Origin of the sequence: Lachnotalea glycerini (genome assembly GCF_003201285.1) — a bacterium.
In the GTDB taxonomy this organism is placed as follows: Bacteria; Bacillota; Clostridia; order Lachnospirales; family Lachnospiraceae; genus Lachnotalea; species Lachnotalea glycerini.
Window position 1 is genome coordinate 66231 of the sequence record NZ_QICS01000006.1, and the last position, 19178, is coordinate 85408.

General features: G+C 37.0%; 19 protein-coding genes. 17 read left to right on the forward strand and 2 right to left on the reverse strand.

Annotation, left to right across the window (positions count from 1 at the left end):
• Positions 1 to 46 precede the first annotated feature (46 nt).
• From C8E03_RS12475 to C8E03_RS12525, 11 genes are all read left to right on the forward strand, one after another.
• A complete protein-coding gene (locus C8E03_RS12475) occupies positions 47 to 787 on the forward strand; it encodes an acetoacetate decarboxylase (protein WP_094376585.1) in 741 nt (246 codons plus the stop codon).
• Positions 788 to 805: 18 nt separating this feature from the next.
• Positions 806 to 1462, forward strand: a complete 657-nt coding sequence (locus tag C8E03_RS12480) for a CoA transferase subunit A (RefSeq protein WP_094376586.1) — start codon at positions 806 to 808, stop codon at positions 1460 to 1462.
• Positions 1463 to 1466: 4 nt separating this feature from the next.
• Positions 1467 to 2123, forward strand: coding sequence for a 3-oxoacid CoA-transferase subunit B (locus C8E03_RS12485; protein WP_094376587.1), 657 nt, complete (start codon positions 1467 to 1469; stop codon positions 2121 to 2123).
• A 102-nt stretch (positions 2124 to 2225) separates the two neighbouring features.
• The gene (locus C8E03_RS12490) at positions 2226 to 2372 is read left to right on the forward strand and encodes a cyclic lactone autoinducer peptide (protein ID WP_094376588.1); all 147 of its coding nucleotides are present in this window, start codon (positions 2226 to 2228) and stop codon (positions 2370 to 2372) included.
• 12 nt (positions 2373 to 2384) lie between these two features.
• Positions 2385 to 3005: an accessory gene regulator ArgB-like protein gene (locus tag C8E03_RS12495; RefSeq protein ID WP_094376589.1), complete on the forward strand. Its 621-nt coding sequence runs from the start codon at positions 2385 to 2387 to the stop codon at positions 3003 to 3005.
• A gap of 337 nt (positions 3006 to 3342) precedes the next feature.
• Positions 3343 to 4179 (forward strand): sugar phosphate isomerase/epimerase family protein, encoded by an 837-nt coding sequence (locus tag C8E03_RS12500; RefSeq protein WP_094376590.1) that lies wholly within the window; start codon positions 3343 to 3345, stop codon positions 4177 to 4179.
• A gap of 14 nt (positions 4180 to 4193) precedes the next feature.
• Complete coding sequence (locus tag C8E03_RS12505) at positions 4194 to 6116, forward strand: oxidoreductase (RefSeq protein ID WP_110291189.1); 1923 nt, start codon at positions 4194 to 4196, stop codon at positions 6114 to 6116.
• Between the two features lie 20 nt (positions 6117 to 6136).
• Complete coding sequence (gene aroE / locus C8E03_RS12510; protein ID WP_110291190.1) at positions 6137 to 7006, forward strand: shikimate dehydrogenase; 870 nt, start codon at positions 6137 to 6139, stop codon at positions 7004 to 7006.
• 18 nt (positions 7007 to 7024) lie between these two features.
• Positions 7025 to 8239 carry an MFS transporter gene (locus C8E03_RS12515; protein ID WP_094376593.1) on the forward strand — a complete coding sequence of 405 codons (1215 nt, stop codon included), beginning with the start codon at positions 7025 to 7027 and terminating at the stop codon, positions 8237 to 8239.
• Between the two features lie 111 nt (positions 8240 to 8350).
• A complete protein-coding gene (locus tag C8E03_RS12520; RefSeq protein WP_094376594.1) occupies positions 8351 to 9694 on the forward strand; it encodes a hypothetical protein in 1344 nt (447 codons plus the stop codon).
• 347 nt (positions 9695 to 10041) lie between these two features.
• Positions 10042 to 10482 (forward strand): reverse transcriptase domain-containing protein, encoded by a 441-nt coding sequence (locus tag C8E03_RS12525; RefSeq protein WP_242993524.1) that lies wholly within the window; start codon positions 10042 to 10044, stop codon positions 10480 to 10482.
• 146 nt (positions 10483 to 10628) lie between these two features.
• Here C8E03_RS12525 and C8E03_RS22950 read toward each other — a convergent pair whose 3' ends face one another.
• Both C8E03_RS22950 and C8E03_RS12540 read right to left on the reverse strand, forming a co-directional pair.
• Positions 10629 to 10883, reverse strand: coding sequence for a LysR substrate-binding domain-containing protein (locus C8E03_RS22950; protein ID WP_110291191.1), 255 nt, complete (start codon positions 10881 to 10883; stop codon positions 10629 to 10631).
• Between the two features lie 243 nt (positions 10884 to 11126).
• Positions 11127 to 13124, reverse strand: a complete 1998-nt coding sequence (locus C8E03_RS12540) for an oxidoreductase (protein ID WP_094376596.1) — start codon at positions 13122 to 13124, stop codon at positions 11127 to 11129.
• A 223-nt stretch (positions 13125 to 13347) separates the two neighbouring features.
• On the opposite strand from C8E03_RS12540, the gene C8E03_RS12545 reads away from it, so the two are divergent.
• The 6 genes from C8E03_RS12545 (at position 13348) to C8E03_RS12570 (ending at position 19177) form a co-directional block, all read left to right on the forward strand.
• Complete coding sequence (locus tag C8E03_RS12545) at positions 13348 to 14238, forward strand: LysR family transcriptional regulator (RefSeq protein ID WP_094376597.1); 891 nt, start codon at positions 13348 to 13350, stop codon at positions 14236 to 14238.
• A gap of 231 nt (positions 14239 to 14469) precedes the next feature.
• On the forward strand, positions 14470 to 15234 hold the full coding sequence (aroD, locus tag C8E03_RS12550; protein WP_094376598.1) for a type I 3-dehydroquinate dehydratase: 765 nt from the start codon (positions 14470 to 14472) through the stop codon (positions 15232 to 15234).
• Between the two features lie 192 nt (positions 15235 to 15426).
• A complete protein-coding gene (locus tag C8E03_RS12555; RefSeq protein ID WP_110291192.1) occupies positions 15427 to 16206 on the forward strand; it encodes a shikimate kinase in 780 nt (259 codons plus the stop codon).
• Positions 16207 to 16549: 343 nt separating this feature from the next.
• Complete coding sequence (vanW, locus tag C8E03_RS12560; RefSeq protein ID WP_110291193.1) at positions 16550 to 17386, forward strand: glycopeptide resistance accessory protein VanW; 837 nt, start codon at positions 16550 to 16552, stop codon at positions 17384 to 17386.
• A complete protein-coding gene (gene vanG / locus C8E03_RS12565) occupies positions 17379 to 18428 on the forward strand; it encodes a D-alanine--D-serine ligase VanG (protein ID WP_110291194.1) in 1050 nt (349 codons plus the stop codon). Before vanW ends, vanG begins: the two co-directional genes overlap by 8 nt.
• The gene (locus C8E03_RS12570; RefSeq protein ID WP_110291195.1) at positions 18425 to 19177 is read left to right on the forward strand and encodes a M15 family metallopeptidase; all 753 of its coding nucleotides are present in this window, start codon (positions 18425 to 18427) and stop codon (positions 19175 to 19177) included. Before vanG ends, C8E03_RS12570 begins: the two co-directional genes overlap by 4 nt.
• Position 19178 lies beyond the last annotated feature (1 nt).

The following is a 19178-nucleotide window of genomic DNA, read 5'->3' on the forward strand; positions in this document are numbered from 1 at the left end:
AGACCCAATCAATAGAAACGAAAATTACATAGAAAGGAAGATGTTTATGACACAAGAGGAAGTTCTACTATTACAATCAATGCCAGCAGCGAGCCCAAGCTATGGCAGACCACCTTGTCGTTTTATAAACAGAGAATTTTTTACGATACGATATGAATCAGATCCGGCGGCAATCAGACAAGCAGTACCAGAACCACTCCAGCCGGATGGTAGTAACACTGTTTTATATGAATGGATTAAAATGCCAGATTCTTCTGGTCTTGGAAGCTATGAAGAGAGCGGAATTGTAATTCCGTGTACCTTTCATAATGAACCTTGTAATTTCACAGCTCAAATGTATTTAGATAACGGCCCTGCCATTTTAGGAGGACGAGAAATATGGGGTTTTCCTAAAAAATGGGGCAGACCTTGTCTCGAAGTAGAAGAAACAGAAACGCTAACAGGTAAATTATTTTATAATAACATCATGGTTGCTATGGGCACAATGCCTTTCAAATATAACATATTAAATCAAGAAGAAATTGCAAAAACCATAGCAAAGACACAAATCAACTTAAAATTAATTCCAGATGTGGATGGTAGTCCTAAAATTGCACAGCTCGTAGCCTATAATCTGGAAGACATAACGGTAAAAGGTGCTTGGTCGGGAGCGGCCAGACTGAGTCTGACACCCCATGTCAATGCTCCGGTGGCGGATTTGCCAGTAAAAGCCTGCATTGAAGGAAGACACTTTATCGCAGATTTAACGTTACCTTATGCAAATGTAATCCATGATTATTTAAAATAATGCGAAGGAGGCATGACAATGAAAAATAAAATAACATCAGCACAAGAAGCAATCAGTATGATTAAAGATGGAGATTCCATCATGGTCGGAGGATTTCTGACAGGAGGTCATCCGGAACATTTAGTTGCAGCTCTTTTAAACGAAAATTCGGCTGGCAACCTTACAATTATATCAAATGATACAGGTACACAGGAGCTATCCATTTTTCAGCTTGTAAAAAGTGGAAGAGTAAAGCGGATATTTGCATCCTATATCGGCTCCAATCCGGAAACCGGTAGATTGCTTATGACCAAAGAAGCAACCGTACAGCTCTTTCCACAGGGTACACTTGCAGAAAAAATACGTGCAGGCGGAGCAGGCCTTGGCGGCTTTTTAACACCTGTAGGTGTAGGTACTATTGTAGAAGAGGATAAGAGAAAGATTGAAATTGACAACAAAGAATATTTACTAGAAATGCCATTGAAAGCCAATGTAGCTTTAATCAAAGCACATATGGCTGATGAAACAGGAAATCTTGTTATTAATGGTTCATCAAGAAACTTTAATATTGTTATGGCCACAGCTGCTGATTATGTTATAGCAGAAGTTGATGAATATGTAAAGGCAGGAGAAATTGACCCAAATCATGTCAATGTACCCGGAATATTTGTAAATGCTATTGTAAAGGTGGGATAAGAGTATGGAAAATAGAGAATTTATTGCAAAAAGAATTGCTAAGGAGCTTAAGGACGGAGATGTTGTAAACCTTGGTATCGGAATGCCTACAATGGTTGCAAATTATATACCAAAGGATGTCAACGTAATGCTACAGGCTGAAAATGGTATATTAGGAGTAGGTCCAAAGGCAGGTGAAGGAGAACAAAAGAGTGACTGCATTGATGCCGGTGGAAATTATGTTACAACAGTGAAAGGAACCAGTTTTTTTGACAGTTCATTTTCGTTTTGTATCATCCGCGGCGGACATGTAGATATTACCGTATTGGGAGCTTTGGAAGTTGACGAGGAAGGAAATGTAGCAAATTGGATGATTCCAGGTAAAAAAGTGCCGGGAATGGGCGGTGCTATGGATTTAGTTGTTGGAGCTAAGAAAGTAATTTTAGCTATGGAGCATGTAAATAAAAACGGTGCTCCTAAGATTGTTAAAAAATGCCGACTTCCGCTAACAGCAGTCAATGTTGCAAGAACTATCGTAACAGAAATGGCAGTCATCGATGTAGTTCCGAAAAAAGGACTAGTGTTAAAGGAAATTGCTCCTGGTCTGACAGTGGAAGATGTTCAAAATGCAACAGAAGCAAAGCTTATCATTTCACCTGATTTAAAAGTTATGGAAGTTTAGTCTTAATTACTAATTTTTTTTAAAGTTTTTATCATAAAAACATATTTGAAGCATATATTATATTGTAAGACAAACATTATTATCAAAAATGGAGGAATTATTATGAGAGAACAATTAAAAAAAGTATCAATGGATGTAGCATCAAAGATAATTTTAAATTCAGCCCAAAAGGAGGTTAATTCTGCTTGCTTTTTCCTTGGATATCAACCACAAATTCCAAAAGCAGCAAAAAAATTGAGAAAATTCTAAGGAATAGCTAGAATGTTTAAGTGGAAAGAATACATAATCGATAAGCTTATATTGTATAAAGTTATTCCGCAAGAGGAGGCAGATGTATACCAATTTGGGCTTGATTGCTTGAGTCTAAAGCTGCTCCACTGTATATCCTATCTGCTGATTGCTGTTTGCTTAAAGCTGTTACCTGAATTAATCATAATAGCATGTGTTTTAATTCCCTTAAGAAGGAATGCAGGCGGCTATCATGCTAGGACAAGACTAGGATGCTATTTGTTTTCCTGTTGCTTTGTTTTCTTTATATTGGTTGTTTCTGCAATAAATATGAATCAAAATGTGTGGTGGAGTGCATTTGTTTTATCCAATGTAATTATTTTCAGCTTGTGCCCTTTAGATAATGAAAATAAAAAGTTGGATTTAAATGAAAGAAAGCATTTTAGAAAGAAAGCATTATATATTCTTTTGTCGGCTGATTTTGGCAGTATAATATTGACCATGCTTCATTTATATCATGTAAGAAATCTGGTAATATGCGGAATTAGTGCAGCAGCGCTATTATTGGTATTGCATAAGATATCAGATTTATGGAATCGAAAAGCAATTGATGAATTCATCAATGTGCTATTACAAAAATCAAGAGATTTTTAGAGGCATCGCTCGAAAGAGCGATGTTTTTTCATATCATAAAAAATACCTTGTTGTGGTAACGTAAAAAGGTATTGAATCCTATGAAATAAAACACAATGCACACGAATGCAAGAGGAAAATGTCACTGCGTGACAGCATTCGGCGCGAAAGTGCCTGCAAGAGACACTTTTTATTACATAGAAAAGACCTACATATATAACAATTGTTTATTCTAATCTATATAAAATATTTATCAATTATAACAAAATTATCAATTGGATTTCTAGCAAAAATAGAATTATAATATGGCTATGTTAGAAAATTAACGATCAATAATTGATAAAAAGGAGAACGGAATATGTCAGCAAAATACCCTATTACAATTAGCTCATGGACATTGGGAGACCAAATCACATTTGACGAACGTGTTAAGGCTGCTAAGGAAGCAGGCTATGAAGGAATTGGTCTTCGGGCAGAGACTTACGTAGATGCATTGGCAGAAGGACTTCATGACGAAGATATTTTAGCAATTTTGAAAAAATACGATATGAAATGTACTGAGGTGGAGTATATAACCATGTGGGCAGATGAACATCGTACATACGAGCAGAAATACAAAGAACAAGTTTGTTTTCATATGTGTGAACTATTCCATGTGAACCATATCAACTGTGGTTTGATGGAAAATTATTCTGTAGAACACATTGCACAGAAACTAAAAGAACTTTGCCAGAGAGCAGGAAAATATACAATTGGTGTGGAACCAATGCCATACAGTGGTATTCCTGACTTAAAGAAAGCTTGGGAGGTAGTAAAATTAAGTGGCTGTGAAAATGCTAAAATAATCTTAGATACATGGCATTGGGTTCGAGCAAATCAACCGTTTGATCTTTGTGGCGTTCCGGGGGATGCAATTATATCAATCCAGATTAATGATGTACATGACAGAGCCTATGCTCCAAGTATTTTACGTGACGAATCCATGCATGACAGATTAGCTCCTGGTACAGGATATGGAGATACAAAAGGATTCGTGAAAATGATTAAAGAGGCAGGGGTTGAACCAAAGGCTGTAGGAGTAGAAGTTATTTCTGATTTTTATATGGCAGAAGGTGCAAAAATAGCAGCAGAAAAGACTTACGCCGGAGCAATGAAAGTATTACAAGAAGTTTGGCCAGAACTATTGGCGGAATAAAAGGAGAAATTACTGTGAGATTTCAAAATATGTTTACACCGGTTCAGATTGGTCCGGTTACCATAAAAAACCGTTTTGTAGTACCCCCAATGGGAAATAATTTTGCAAATGGAGACGGATGCTTAAGCGAACGTTCTTTAGGATATTATGCAGTTCGTGCAAAAGGCGGTTTTGGACTTATTACAGTGGAAGCTACCGTAGTTGATAAAACGGCAAAAGGAGGTCCAAAGAAGCCTTGTCTATATGATGATACTGTCATTGACAGTTTTGCAAAGGTAGCAGATGCCGTACACGCAGAGGGTGGTAAGATTTCTGTTCAGCTTCAGCATGCAGGGGCGGAAGGAAATGCAAAAGCAGCCGGACATCCGATAAAGGCACCCTCACCCATTGCCAGCCATGTAGGAAAAGATATCCCGCAAGAAATTACCAGAGAAGAAATATATGATTTGATTGAAAAATATGGTGATGCTGCGCTGCGTGCCAAGAAAGCAGGCTTTGATTTTGTTGAAGTACATATGGCACACGGATATCTCGTCAGCAGCTTTATTTCTCAAAGAACGAACAAAAGAGTGGATGAATTTGGCGGAAACTTTGAAAACCGTATGCGTTTGTCCAGATTAATTATTGAGAATATCAGAAAAAAAGTTGGGGAATCATTAGGAATTATTTGTCGTATTAATTGTGATGACAATGTACTTGGTGGAATCAGCGTACAGGATGCGGCAGCTGTAGCAGCATACTTAGAGGTCTGTAAAGCAGATGCACTTCATGTGTCTCGCGCCGTTCATATACGCGATGAGTTTATGTGGGCTCCTACATGTGTACATGGTGGTTTCAACGCAGATTACGTAACTGAAATCAAAAAGGCAGTTCAGATACCAGTTATCATGGTTGGACGTTTTACAGAACCAGATTATGCAGAACTTATGGTAAAGGAAGGACGCGCAGATTTAATCGCCTTTGGCCGTCAAAGCATTGCTGATCCGGAAATGCCAAATAAATCCTATCATGGAGAATTAGATAGTATGACACCTTGTATTGGATGTCTGCAAGGCTGTGTTGCCAATATGTTTCAGGGAAAACCAATTCAATGTCTGGTTAATCCAAGAGTTGGTCATGAAACAGAATTAACTAAAGCTGAAACAAAAAAGCAGATTATGGTGATCGGCGGTGGTGTCGGAGGACTGTATGCTGCTTATATAACACGCTTAAAGGGTCATAATGTAACAGTATATGAAAAATCAGGTGTACTCGGAGGAAATATGCGTTTAGCAGCATTTCCACCTGGAAAAGGTGATTTGATTGGCATGGTACGCAATTATATCGCACTTTGCGAGAAAAGCGGTGTCAAAATCGTAATGAATACAGAAGTAACAGAAGCATTGATTCGTAAGGAATGTCCTGATGCAGTCGTTGTGGCAACTGGTTCCAAACCATTGGTGCTCCCAATACCGGGAATCCAAGAGGCAGGATTGTTACACGGTGATGATGTATTGTCCGGAAAAGCACAATGCGGTTTAAAGGTATTGGTTGTTGGCGGAGGAATGGTAGGGTGTGAGCTGGCTGCCTTTTTAGGAGAGGCGAATCACGAGGTTACTGTTATCGAATTAAGAGATAAGGTAGGTGCAGATGTTATTACAGAGCATAGAAAATATCTCATGAAAGATTTTGATGAATACAAGATTCAAACGGTAACTGGTGCCAAGGTAAGTGAGTTTAACACAGACGGTGTAACATATACTCTTGAGGATGGGACAAAGAAACAATTGTCAGGATTTGACAATGTAGTTCTTGCAATGGGATATCGTAACTATAATCCTTTTGGAGAGGAAGCTTCAAATCTTGCAAAGGAAGTATATGTAATTGGTGATGCAATAAGAGCAAGAAGGGCACTGGATGCTACCAGAGAAGCTTATGAGGCAGCGTTGAATATATAGAGAAATAAAAGGAGAAAACGATGGAAAAAAGAATTTCAGGTAGAACAGGTTTATTAGGACTGATTGGTTCCCCAGTAGGACACTCCGGTTCACCAGCTATGTACAATTACAGCTTTATGAAGCTGGAACTAGATTATGCATACCTCGCATTTGATATTAAAGTAGATGAAGTACCAAAGGCAATTGATGCAATCAGAACTTTACATATGAGAGGATGCAATGTTACAATGCCATGTAAAAGTGAAGCAGCTAAATTTATGGATGAACTTTCGCCGGCTGCCCGCATCATCGGTGCAGTCAACACAATTGTAAATGAAGACGGAAAATTGGTTGGCCATATTACAGATGGACAAGGATTTGTAGATAATCTTCGTGATCATGGAGTTGAAGTTGCTGGAAAGAAAATAACAGTTTTCGGCGGTGGTGGAGCTGCAACCGCAATTCAGGTGCAGTGTGCCTTAGAGGGAGCGAAGGAAATATCAATCTTTAATATGAAAGATGAATTTTTTGAAAAAACGATTCAAACTGCAAAGAAGATAAAAAATGAGAAGCCGGAATGCGTTGTTAAGATATTTGATATAGCAGATGAAGAGAAGATGAGAGAAGAAATTGCATCCAGTGATATCGTAGCGAATGCAACCATCGTAGGTATGAAGCCAATGGAGAATAATAGCGTTATAAAGGATGTAACAATGTATCATCCTGGGCTTATTGTTGCTGATGCAGTTTATAATCCAAAGGAAACCAAAATGCTAAAAGAAGCAAAAGAAGCAGGGTGTACTTGTATCGGCGGGCAGGGTATGCTTGTATGGCAGGGCGCAGCAGCATTTAAACTTTATACAGGACAAGATATGCCAGTTGAAGAAGTAAAGGCGTTGTTTTTCAGTTAACAGAAAGAGAGAAAACAGATGAATAATAATAAAAAATACTATCCAACCGCTCTTGCTCTTTATTTTTCTTTTTTTATTCATGGAATCGGAGCATCTATATTAAGTCAGTATAAAACAGATTTTGCAAAAGCCTGGGGAGCAAAAACACTGGCAGATGGCAGTTATGACGTAAGTTCTGTGGTAACGGTTATCGCAGCACTAGGACTAGGGCGTTTGTTAGCACACTTTATAGCAGGTCCGTTTTCGGATAAATATGGCAGAAAATTAAGTGGAATCATTGGTGTTGTATTATATACAGGTTTTTTTGCAGGAATTATATTGGCGCCAAATATGACTGTAGCATATTTATTTGCTATTTTGGGAGGGGCAGCAAATTCATTTCTGGATGCATGTGTCAGCCCAACATGTATGGAGATATTTGTAAATAATGGATCCATTGCAAACATGTTTACAAAATTTTCTATGTGTATCAGTCAGTTTTTATTACCATTCTTTATTTTATGGGTTGCAGGAGCGAATCTGCCTTATACAACCTTATTTACACTCTGCGCTGCAGCAATATTATTAGATGGAATTTTAATCATATTTCTTCCATTTCCTAAGGCAAATAGATCAAATGCTGCAAATGCATCAGAAAAGCCTGTTAAGCATAAAATGAAATTTTCTCTTGTATCAGTGTCTGCGATTTTAATTGGCTTTACCAGTTCTTCAACATTTATGCTTTGGCTAAATTGTAATAAAGAATTGGGTCAATTATACGGTCTGTCCAATCCAGCTATGATTCAATCCTATTATGCAGCAGGAACCGCTTTAGCTATAATAGCAACGGCTTTTATGATTAAAAAAGGCTTGAAAGAGACAAATGTACTGGTACTATATCCAACCATCACAACCGTAATGCTGTTACTGTGCTATTTTATTCAATCTCCGACAATTTGTTTGATTGGCGGTTTTGTTATTGGATATGCGGGAGCAGGCGGAGTACTTCAACTTGCTGTTGCCACAACAATTAAATTTTTCCCGGAGAACAAGGCAACTGCAACATCTTTTGTAATGATTGCATCCTCTGTGGCAAATTATACTATTTTAACACTTGCAAGTTATATAACTAAAATCGGCGGTTCCAATGCACCTAGAATGATTTTATTGTTAAATGCAGGAGTAACGCTTGTTGGTATTTTATTGGCGATATACGTAAAGATAAATATGAAAAAAGTAGTGCAAGAAGTTTAGAATAAGGTTATAATAGACTGCCAGGGCGAGTAAACAGATGCCCTGACAGTATGTTTTTAATCTATTTTACCATTATTTGTTAAAAATTCATCAAAGTACACAGGAGGTCATATGATAAACGAAAAAAAAGAACTGCCTTACCTACCTATCTGGATTTTTAAACTAAGAATTCCTGGTATCCACTACAAAATGGAAAAGGTAGAATTTATCCAAGGATTGATTGTAGGAGCTACGGCCTTAAGTGCTATTCCTTATATGACAGAATATTTAGGCTTACCATATGAATTAGCATGGAGTTGTATTATATTAGAAGCATTTTTGTATATACTGCATGCAAATCTGGGCGATCCGGTTATTCCAGGATGGATTACCGCAACATTGCCTTTAACTTTGGCATATCTTACCACCTATGAGCAAGGACCCAAACGAATACAGGCTATGATTGCTTTGCAGCTTTTAGTCGGTCTGGTATTTATATTTATGGGAATTACTAAACTCGCAGAAAGCTTTATTAGAAACATTCCAACATCAATTAAAGGAGGAATTCTTCTGGCTACACCAATTACGGTACTGCAAGGTCAGCTTTCTGAAAACGGACAGCTAAAGAACTATCCAATTGCTGTTGGTGTCGGTGCATTATTTTTGGCAATCATCAGTTTTTCAAGTAAATATCAGGAAGCAAGAAAGAAGTACAAGGTGTTGGATATCATTGCTCAATATGGCAATCTATTTCCCTATCTGATTGCAATGATAATAGGTATCATTGTTGGAGAACTGGCGCTTCCGTCTGTGGAATTTGGTACTTTCATTAAAGTTCCTCAGTTCAAAGAAATGTTTGATACGGTCAGTGTTTTTGGCGTTGGGTTCCCGGGCTTTAAGATGTTTTTAAATGCACTGCCTCTTGCATTAATTTGTTATGTGATAGCATTTGGTGATTTTGTTACCTCAGAAAGCTTAATCAATGAGGCGAAAGAAGCGCGCGATGATGAAATCATTGATTTTAATTCCAGTCGTTCTAATTTAATCAGCGGAATACGAAATGTTATTCTTTCAATTTTCGCACCATTTCCACCTCTTGCCGGTCCATTATGGGTTGGAATGACCGTTTCCGTTAGTATTCGTTATAAAGAAGGCAAGAAAGCTATGAAATCTTTGATTGGAGCAATGGGATCGTTTCGATTAGGAACTTTCATAAGCGTAATTTGTATTCCAGTAGTTACACTGTTAAAGCCTGTATTTCCGGTAGGAGCTGGTATTACTCTAATCTTTCAGGCATTTGTCTGTGCCAGAATTGGTATGGAATATTGTGAATCCGATTTGGATAAAAGTATAGCAGCGATTATGGCAGTTGTTCTTGCAATGCAAGGTTCGGCATGGGCGCTACTGGTTGGCTTTGGATTAAATCTATTATTGAGTAATTGGAGCATTCCAGGATTAAACAAAGAGAGAGAATAAAAAATATTTATGATTGTGATATAAAACAGGCAACCAGTTTTTGCGGTTGCCTGTTTATTTGTGCGTGTGTCCAGCGAAGCTGGATCATGCCTGCCGGTGTAAGTCCGGTCACGGTAATCGCCAGTGAGCCGTGTAGCTAAATCCGGTGCGTTACAGTAATGTAGGGTGCTAAGCGGATGGATAAAGTCTTCGAAAGAGGGCGAGCAATTATACAGACCGTAACATAAAGTGAAATCTGCCGTATCGTAATTAAAACTGCTCTGAAAAGAGGAGACTAGGGAAGTCGAGCCTACGTTGTAGATGCCGATATACAAACCTTCTTTGATAACGTCAATCAAGAAAAGCTAATGAAACTGGTGGAACAAAGGATATCAGACAGAAGGATACTCAAACTCATCAGACAGTGGCTAAAAGCAGGGGTTCTGTATGAAAATGTACTAGAAATAAGCGAACTGGGTACAAGTCAAGGTTCGGTGATATCCCCGCTACTAGCCAATATCTATCTGAATACACTTGACCGTCTGTGGGAAAAGTATGGACTTACCCATGGAAAACTCGTAAGATATGCGGATGATAGTGTAATCATTTGCAAGAATAAGAAAAGTGCGAATCATGCATTAGAACTGTTAAGGTACATCATGGGAAAACTAGACTTAACATTGCATCCGGTTAAAACCAAGATAGTTTGTTTATGGGATGGAAAAGAGGGATTTGACTTTCTGGGAATGCACCATAGACGATTTAATAAACTAGAAAAGATGGAAGACCTTATGGAGAACTATACTTAGCGAGAAAGGTTTACAGAAGTTATCTGCATGACATAATGATGAAGAAAGAAGAATGTCGGAAAGCCGTATGAGGGAAAACCTCACGTACGGTTTGATGAGGGGCGGGTGAAATTTCACCCGCCTACTCTATCAGGCATGGCACTAAATTAGACTTTATTTTTAATGAATTGAATAAAATCAGATACCACAGGTGTTTGATACTGGCCTTTTAAGTAAGCCATATAAAAACGACGTTCCCAGCTTGGATTCTTAATAGAAAGTGTTTTTACAGGAAGCTGGTTTAACATAGGCATATCAGGAACAATAGCGATACCAAAACCAGCAGCTACGAATCCGGCGATTACCTGATCCTCTTCAATTTCAAGTGCTATTTGGGGTGAAGCATTAATTTTATGAAACAGACTGCGGCTTTTGTGTAGTGTTCAAGGTGAGCCAGTGTTACGAAGTACCGTAAATGATAGAGGTTCATAATATTATATTCCTTCTTAATTTAATATTTAAAAATCGACTAAACAAACACTATAATAGAATAAGTATAACATAGAAAAGAGAAGTTGTTGAAATAATAAGCAAATATGGGGTACAAAAAAGACCACTTATTCTCATAAAGTTGAATAAGTGGTATAAATATACAATATCTAATCTTAAAGAAAGCCTTTTCTGGATAACAAACTCAAAACATTTCTACCTTCCAAAACGCCGTCAATAATTCTTCTGGCACGAACGCTGTCACCAATATTGATGATTTCAACATCAGAATCATTAAATGTTTCATGAAGTGCGTCAATAATTGGATTATTAGCGCGCATTCCAAGGCAGACAAAGCCATAATCAAAGAATGTTTCCTCTTCTGAATCTCTATGTTTTAAAATAAAAGACTCTGGTTTAACTTCTAAAAGAGTAGTGTTTATAAGCTGTGTAACATGGTGCTTTTCCATTAGGGCAGCAGTACCTACTTTAGAAACAGGATCTAAATCTTTACCGATTACAGACTGCATTTCTACAATGGTAATGTCAGCATTTCTAGGTGCAAAATATTCTACGACATCAAGTCCCACTGCACCCCCTCCGATTACAACAACTTTTTTACCTGTTAAATCCTCCGGATAAGCATTCAGCTTATCAATCATTCCGGTAATGGTATCTACTTTAGTATCTTCTTGATTAAGACATTCAAAGAGTCCTTTAATCGGAGGAAGAAGAGGGTTAGAGCCAGTTGCATTAATAATAATATTCGGATTAAGACTCTCAATAAAGCTAGTGTCTGCTTCTGTATCTGTAAAAATATAAAGGTTTTTCAAACTTTTGGCACGCTGAATGAGATAATTTGGAAAATCAGATAAACGCTTTTTATCCGGGATTTTGGATATATCAGCCGCTAATCCTCCTAAAACGTTTCTTTTCTCTAATAGGAAAGTGGTACAGCCAACTTCGGCAGAGGTACAGGCTGCTTCCAGACCGGCAGTTCCGGCACCAATTACGACAACATTACATGGCTTTTTAATTTGCTGTTCCTTATAGCTTTCGCCTTCATTAACCGCCGGATTAATTGTACAGCGGATAGGACGGTTAATACCGATTCGATTTCCGGCACAGCCAATGTTACAGGAGATACACTTTCTAATGGTATTCTCCTGACCGGCATCCACTTTATTAACCCAGTCCGGATCAGCAATGAGTCCTCGTCCCATACCGATTAAATCGGCATCTTTTCGTGCGAGAATATCCTCAGCGACTTTAGGATCTCTGATATTTCCCATAGTAATAACCGGCTTATTAAATTTTTCTCTTACAGCCTTAGCCATGTAAGAGCGCCATCCATCGGGAAGATAATTGGCATCAATCTGGTATTGGATAGAGCCATTTAAACCTGCAGATACATCAAGAATATCCGCTTCCTGTCCAAAATATTCCAAAAGTTCTAACGTATCATCTAACGTATTTCCGCCTTCCAAAAATTCGTCTGCACTGACGCGAAGCATTATTGGAAAATCAGGACCTACGGCATTTCTTACTTCTGTCATTACAAGCTTTGCGAATCTGGCGCGATTTTCCTTAGAACCGCCATATTCATCTGTACGATTATTGGTAAGAGGAGATAAAAACTGGCTGATTAAATAGGAATGTCCCGCATGTACCTCAATGGAGTCAAATCCGGCAATCTGCGCTCTTCTTGCCGCATCACCGTATTTTTTAGCAATTTGTTCAATTTCTTCCACTGTCAATGGACGAGGTATTTCTCCTCCTTTCTTAGAAGGAAGATTAGAAGCTGAAACCGGCTGCATGTTCGTTCTGGAAGATAGAGCAGAAGCACCCGCATGATTTATTTGAATAGAGATGCAGGCTCCGTGCTTATGAACCGTTTCACACAGTTTAAAAAGCCTGGGAATGTAATTATCATGATCAAGTCGTAATTGAGTAGTACCATTTGAGCCTAGCGGTGAGTCAACACTTGCATTTTCAACCGTTAATAGTCCAGTACCACCTTTAGCACGCTGCTCATAATAATGAATATGCAAAAAGCTCATTTCCCCGTTTTGTTCCCCATAGTTTGTACCCATTGGTGTCATTACAACACGGTTTTTTAAGGTCATCGTTTTCACTGTAAGGGGAGTGAAAATATTTGAATAATTTTTATTCATGCTTGCCTCCATTTTTCTTATGTTAATGTATTAACAATTATTAGCAAAAAAATTATTTTCTTTGATACTATAATAATCTTATATCAAGATATGCATAAAAACAAATTCAGATTTTTTATTAATCTATAGAATTTATCTATGAATCATGTTAATATAAATCAAGAATGCGAATAGGATGTCTCTATTTAAGTAGTAAGAAAAAGGAAAAAGAAAGGATGAATATATGAACTTAAATCATCTGTATTATTTTGTTACACTGGCTCATATGGAGCATTACACAAATGCTGCGAATGAACTTTCCATTACGCAGCCAAGCCTTAGCCATGCCATTACCTCTCTGGAACAGGAGCTTGGAACCTATTTGTTTGAAAAACAGGGAAGAAACGTTGTTTTAACTAAGTACGGAAGAGAATTTCTTAAATATGTGGAAGAATCTCTTGGAACTTTGGAAAGCGGTATTAAAAAAACGAAAATGCTTACGAGTGAAACCAGTGGTTATATTGATTTAGCCTTTATATATACATTGGGAACTCGTTATGTACCACAGATTGTATCTCAATTTCTCAAAGAAAATGAAGAAAAGAATATCAAATTTTCATTTCATTCCGCCGCTACCACAGATATTTTAAGAGGTTTAAAAGAAGAAAAATATGATATTGCGTTCTGCTCTAAAATAGAAAATGAAAAAGAAATTGAATTTAATCCAATAGGCAAACAGGAATTAGTGGTAATCGTTCCACTTTCACATCCTCTGGCTGAGAAAACATCAATTGATTTAAAAGAAACAATTGATTATCCGCAGATCTTTTTTTCAAAATCGAGCGGTCTAAGACCGGTAATTGATAATTTATTCAGACAAATAGGACTTTCTCCCACAATTCTATATGAAGTAGAAGAGGATGGGGCATTGGCAGGTTTAGTTGCTGAAAATTTTGGAATCGCTGTCTTACCTAATATTTTAATATTGCAGACTCTTAACGTTAAAATATTGAATATAAACAATCCTTTATATACAAGAAAAATTTACATGGCAAGGGTAAAAAATAAATATTTAGCGCCTGTTATTCAGCAATTTGCTAAATTTGTACAGGATCAAAACGAAATCAATATATGAATTTTAACATGATATCCTAGTCAGGGCAGATTTGCGGGGAGGTAAATACAAATGTAGATAAGGATAAAATATTTACCGGGCACATCACAAGATATACTTGTTGTTTCATGTGGCAGAATGGATTCTAGCTATGTTATAATTATAAAATATTGTGATATATAGAAATAATTAAGGTTTTTAATAAAATAAGAATGCATTATATACATCAGTATTGAAGAATAAGGAGGCTATATGAATACAGTAACAGTTAAAAATGTGGTGATAGGAGAGGGACTTCCAAAAATCTGTGTTCCTATCGTTTCTAAAACAAGAGTGGAAATTATAGAAGAAGCAAAAAGTATAACAGACATTCCGGTCGATATAGTAGAGTGGCGAGTGGATTGGTTTGAAGGTTCAAACGATTTGAAGCAGATAATAGCTGTATTAGAAGATTTAGCGCCTGCATTAAACGAAATTCCGCTTCTTTTTACGTTTCGTACGAAAAGAGAGGGTGGTGAAAAGGCAATCGAAGCGGCTTCGTACGCTGCACTGAATCAAGCAGTGGCTGCCACCGGTTTGGTTGATCTGGTGGATATAGAGATATTTACTGGGGATGAAATCGTTAAATCTGCCATTGAGCATATACATGCAAGCAAAGTAAAGGTAATAGCCTCTAATCATGATTTTGACAAAACGCCATCCAAGGAGGATATCGTTGAGCGTTTAAGAAAGATGCAGGATTTAGGAGCCGATATTGCCAAAATTGCAGTGATGCCTAACAATAAGCTAGATGTTCTTGAATTAATGGCAGCGACTGTAATCATGTCAGAGCAATATGCTAGAATACCAATTGTTACAATGTCAATGTCTGGTATTGGAGTTGTCAGCCGTTTGACAGGGGAAGCTTTTGGCTCGGCAATTACATTTGGTTCAGCCAAAAAAGCATCTGCACCGGGTCAGATTCCAGTGAAAGAATTAGATCATGTTTTACAGCTATTGAATCGCAGTATGCATTGATATTCTTTATGATTGGGGATAATTCATTTTACGCCTATTGATTTATATAGAAGGTTATGATATGATATTTCAGTGCATCACTTTAAAGCTCTAAACTGTTTTCGAAATTTAATGAAAACAGTGATTGCTATCATAACTTGAACATAGTTAGGGACAGCAATAAATTTTCAATTACAATCATAGGAGGTTTCAATGAGAACGCTAGAGGAAATCAGAGAACAAATCAGTCAGTGTGATGATCAAATTGTGAAATCATTAGAAAAAAGAATGGACTACATACAAGAGATTATCCAATATAAAAAAGAAAACGGATTACCTATTTTGCAACCTGAACAGGAGAAAAAGCAAAGAGAAGCCTTAAAAGCGAAGCTTCAGAATCATAAATTTGAAGAAGAAATATTGGATACCTTTAGATACATAGTAAAAAACAGTAGAAAAATTCAGGCTAAAAGCTTATTTTCTTATAATATTATGTTGATTGGTTTTATGGGAGCAGGTAAAAGTACGGTTTCCTCTTATTTATGTCATCTTCTTGAAATGGAAGAAGTTGATACCGACAAATTGATTGTAGAAAAAGAAGGAATGAGTATCCCTCAAATTTTTGAAGAATTTGGCGAGTCATATTTTAGAAACTGTGAAAGCAATACCTTAATAGAACTTCAAAAAAGAAAACAATTAATTGTGTCCTGTGGTGGAGGAATTGTTTTGAGAGAAGAAAATGTTGATCATATGAAAAAACGTGGCCGCATCGTATTGTTAACTGCTACACCGGAAACTACACTAGAGCGTGTAAAGGATAGTACAGAACGCCCTATTTTAAATAATAATATGAATACAACATTTATAGCAGAGCTAATGGATAAGAGACGGGAAAAATATCTGGCAGCAGCGGATATTATAGTAGAAACAGATCATAAGACAATTGCTCAAATCAGTGAGGAAGTAGTGGCTAAATTAACAGCGCTGGAATAAAGGAATTTATATAAAGAAAATTTTTAACCGTAGTAAAAGAAAGTAATAAAGATATTGATTAACAAAATTGAAACTGATTTTATTCTTAAATTGTCTTAAGAATTATACAGCAAAATCTTAATAAATCTTATGAAAATCAAAATGAAATACTAAGAAAATCCTCATACAAAGTTAAAACTAGGAACTCTTCGCTGTGATAAGATATCACTACACGGCGGGGAGTTTTTCTTTATTTAATAGAAAATTTCGATGAATTTCTTATTATGCAGGGGATCGCAGAGACGCGGTGTGGATAAGGAAGTACTCGCTTTTATATACCTTGTTCTTACGTGAAAGGAGAGTTATGAAAAGAAAACGAATTACGCAAATATTTCCATGGCTTATGCCGATACGAAAATACCAAAGACTAGCTTGCTTTTATATGGGAATGAAGTTTGACAGGGAGCATTATGCTGCTACAAAAAAGGAAATTCTTCTGCCATATGAACTTTTTGAGAGCAGTTGCCCCTTGTACAATTATAAAACAGGATTTGATTTGGTTTATCAGGAAAATAAGGTCTTTAATTTGAAATTGGCAGCGGCCGCTATAGACAAGCTTATCATTTTACCAAATGAGACTTTCTCATTTTGGAAGCTGGTAAGATATGCAGACAAAGCTATACCCTACAAAGATGGCTTAATCATGATAAATGGAAAGCTTACAACCGCACCCGGAGGGGGACTTTGTCAATTAAGTAATTTGTTGTATTGGATGTTTTTGCATTCCCCACTTACTATAGTGGAGCGTCATGGTCATACCATAAAAGATTTCCCAGATCCTCCAAGTGATGCACCTATCGGTGTCGATGCAACTGTTTCTGAGGGGTGGCTGGATCTTAAGGTGAAAAATAACACAAAGGAAACCTTGCAAATTCAAATTACCTTTGATCAGAATTGTATTAATGGCAGGTTACTAATCAATAAGGACTGTAAGAAAAGCTATGAGGTACTGAATGGAAAAACAATATATTACCGTTCAAATGATAAGATTTTTGAAGAGGTTGAAGTGATTTCAAAGGTCATATCATATGGCAGCATATCAAACTCTGCTACCAGACTGTTATATAAAAATAAATGTGAAATCGGATATCAGTTACCAGAAAATATATCAATTGGAGAGAAAGGATTTCATTATGAATAAATTAAATATTGCAGTACTGTTTGGAGGATGTTCTTCGGAATATAGTATTTCTCTTGAATCAGCATACGCGGTTATCAGCCATATCAATCAAGAACTTTACCAACCGGTTATGATAGGTATTACCAAAGACGGAACATGGTATTATTTTGAGGGAGATATTGAAAAGATAGCTAATAATACGTGGTGCAATGAAGCAGACTGTACGAGAGCCATATTATCACCAAATCGCACAGTGCACGAACTAATTTTATTATATCAAAATGATACGAAAGCGATTCCAATTGATGCCGCATTTCCAGTGTTGCATGGTAAAAATGGTGAAGATGGTACGCTTCAGGGAATGCTTGAGCTTGCAGATATTGCGATAGTAGGTTGCAAAACACTTGCATCGGCGTTATGTATGGACAAGGATAAGGCACATAGATTAGCGAGGTTGGCAGGTGTATTAGTCCCAGAGTCTTATGTGCTTGAACCAGGTCGCTGGCAGAAAACAGAATTAGATCAGATAAATAAAATAGGTTATCCACTCTTTGTTAAACCAGTAAAGGCAGGCTCCTCATACGGAGTTACCAGGGTGTTAAGAGAAAATGAACTAAGTAATGCTATCAATTTGGCTTTTACATTTGATAACCAAGTGATAATAGAAAAAGCAATAGAAGGATTTGAAGTAGGCTGCGCTATTATGGGGAATGAAGAGTACACAATCGGTGAAGTGGATGAAATTGATCTTGCCAAAGGTTTCTTTGATTTTGATGAAAAATATTCCTTAAAGACCTCTGTCATTCATGTTCCTGCACGCATATCGGAAGAAAAATCCAGTGAAATTAAAGAGAAGGCACTGATTATCTATAAAGCATTAGGATGCCGCGGATTTGCCAGAGTGGACTTATTTTTAACTCCATCAGGGCAAATTGTATTTAATGAAGTCAATACAATACCTGGGTTTACAGCCCATAGTCGTTTTCCAAGTATGATGAAAGCGATTGGAATTACATTTGAACAAATAATATCAAAAGTCATAGAATTGGCGGTGAAAGAATGAAAATAACACTATTAAGAGAAGCCATTCATGCTGGGAACCTAATTTTGGTTAATCAAAGTTATGCATATCAAGAAAACCATAATAGATGTCTTCTGACATTAGCCGAGGACAAAAATAATATATTAATGGAGCATACGGCTGCAAGGGCATTGTCGTTGCTAATGCATGACATCAATGGGTGGCCGCAAATAACAGCAGTCAGCGGCTATCGAACGTTGAAAGAACAGCAAACTATCTTTCAACAGTCATTACAAGAGCAGGGGGCAGAATTCACAGAAAAGTTTGTGGCGCTGCCCGGTCACAGCGAACATCAGACAGGTCTTGCAATTGATTTGGGAATAAGGCAAGAAAATATTAATTTTATCTGTCCTGAATTTCCATATACAGGTATTTGCCAGACTTTCAGGGAAAGAGCAGCACATTTTGGGTTTATAGAGCGTTATCCTATGGGAAAAGAAAATATAACAAAAATTGCTCATGAACCATGGCATTTTCGCTATGTCGGAATTCCTCATGCTGCTATTATAGTTCAAAACAAATTGACGCTAGAAGAGTATACCTCTTTCTTAAAGCAATATCCATTTGGTAACAGCAGCTATACCTACAAAAATACGAATACTAAATATTATATATCCTATCAAAAAGGAATCGATCAGGAAACTGCACAGTTAGAAATGGATATAAATGCGAAGTACCTAATATCAGGTAATAATGTGGATGGTTTTGTGATTACAGAATGGAGGAAATAAA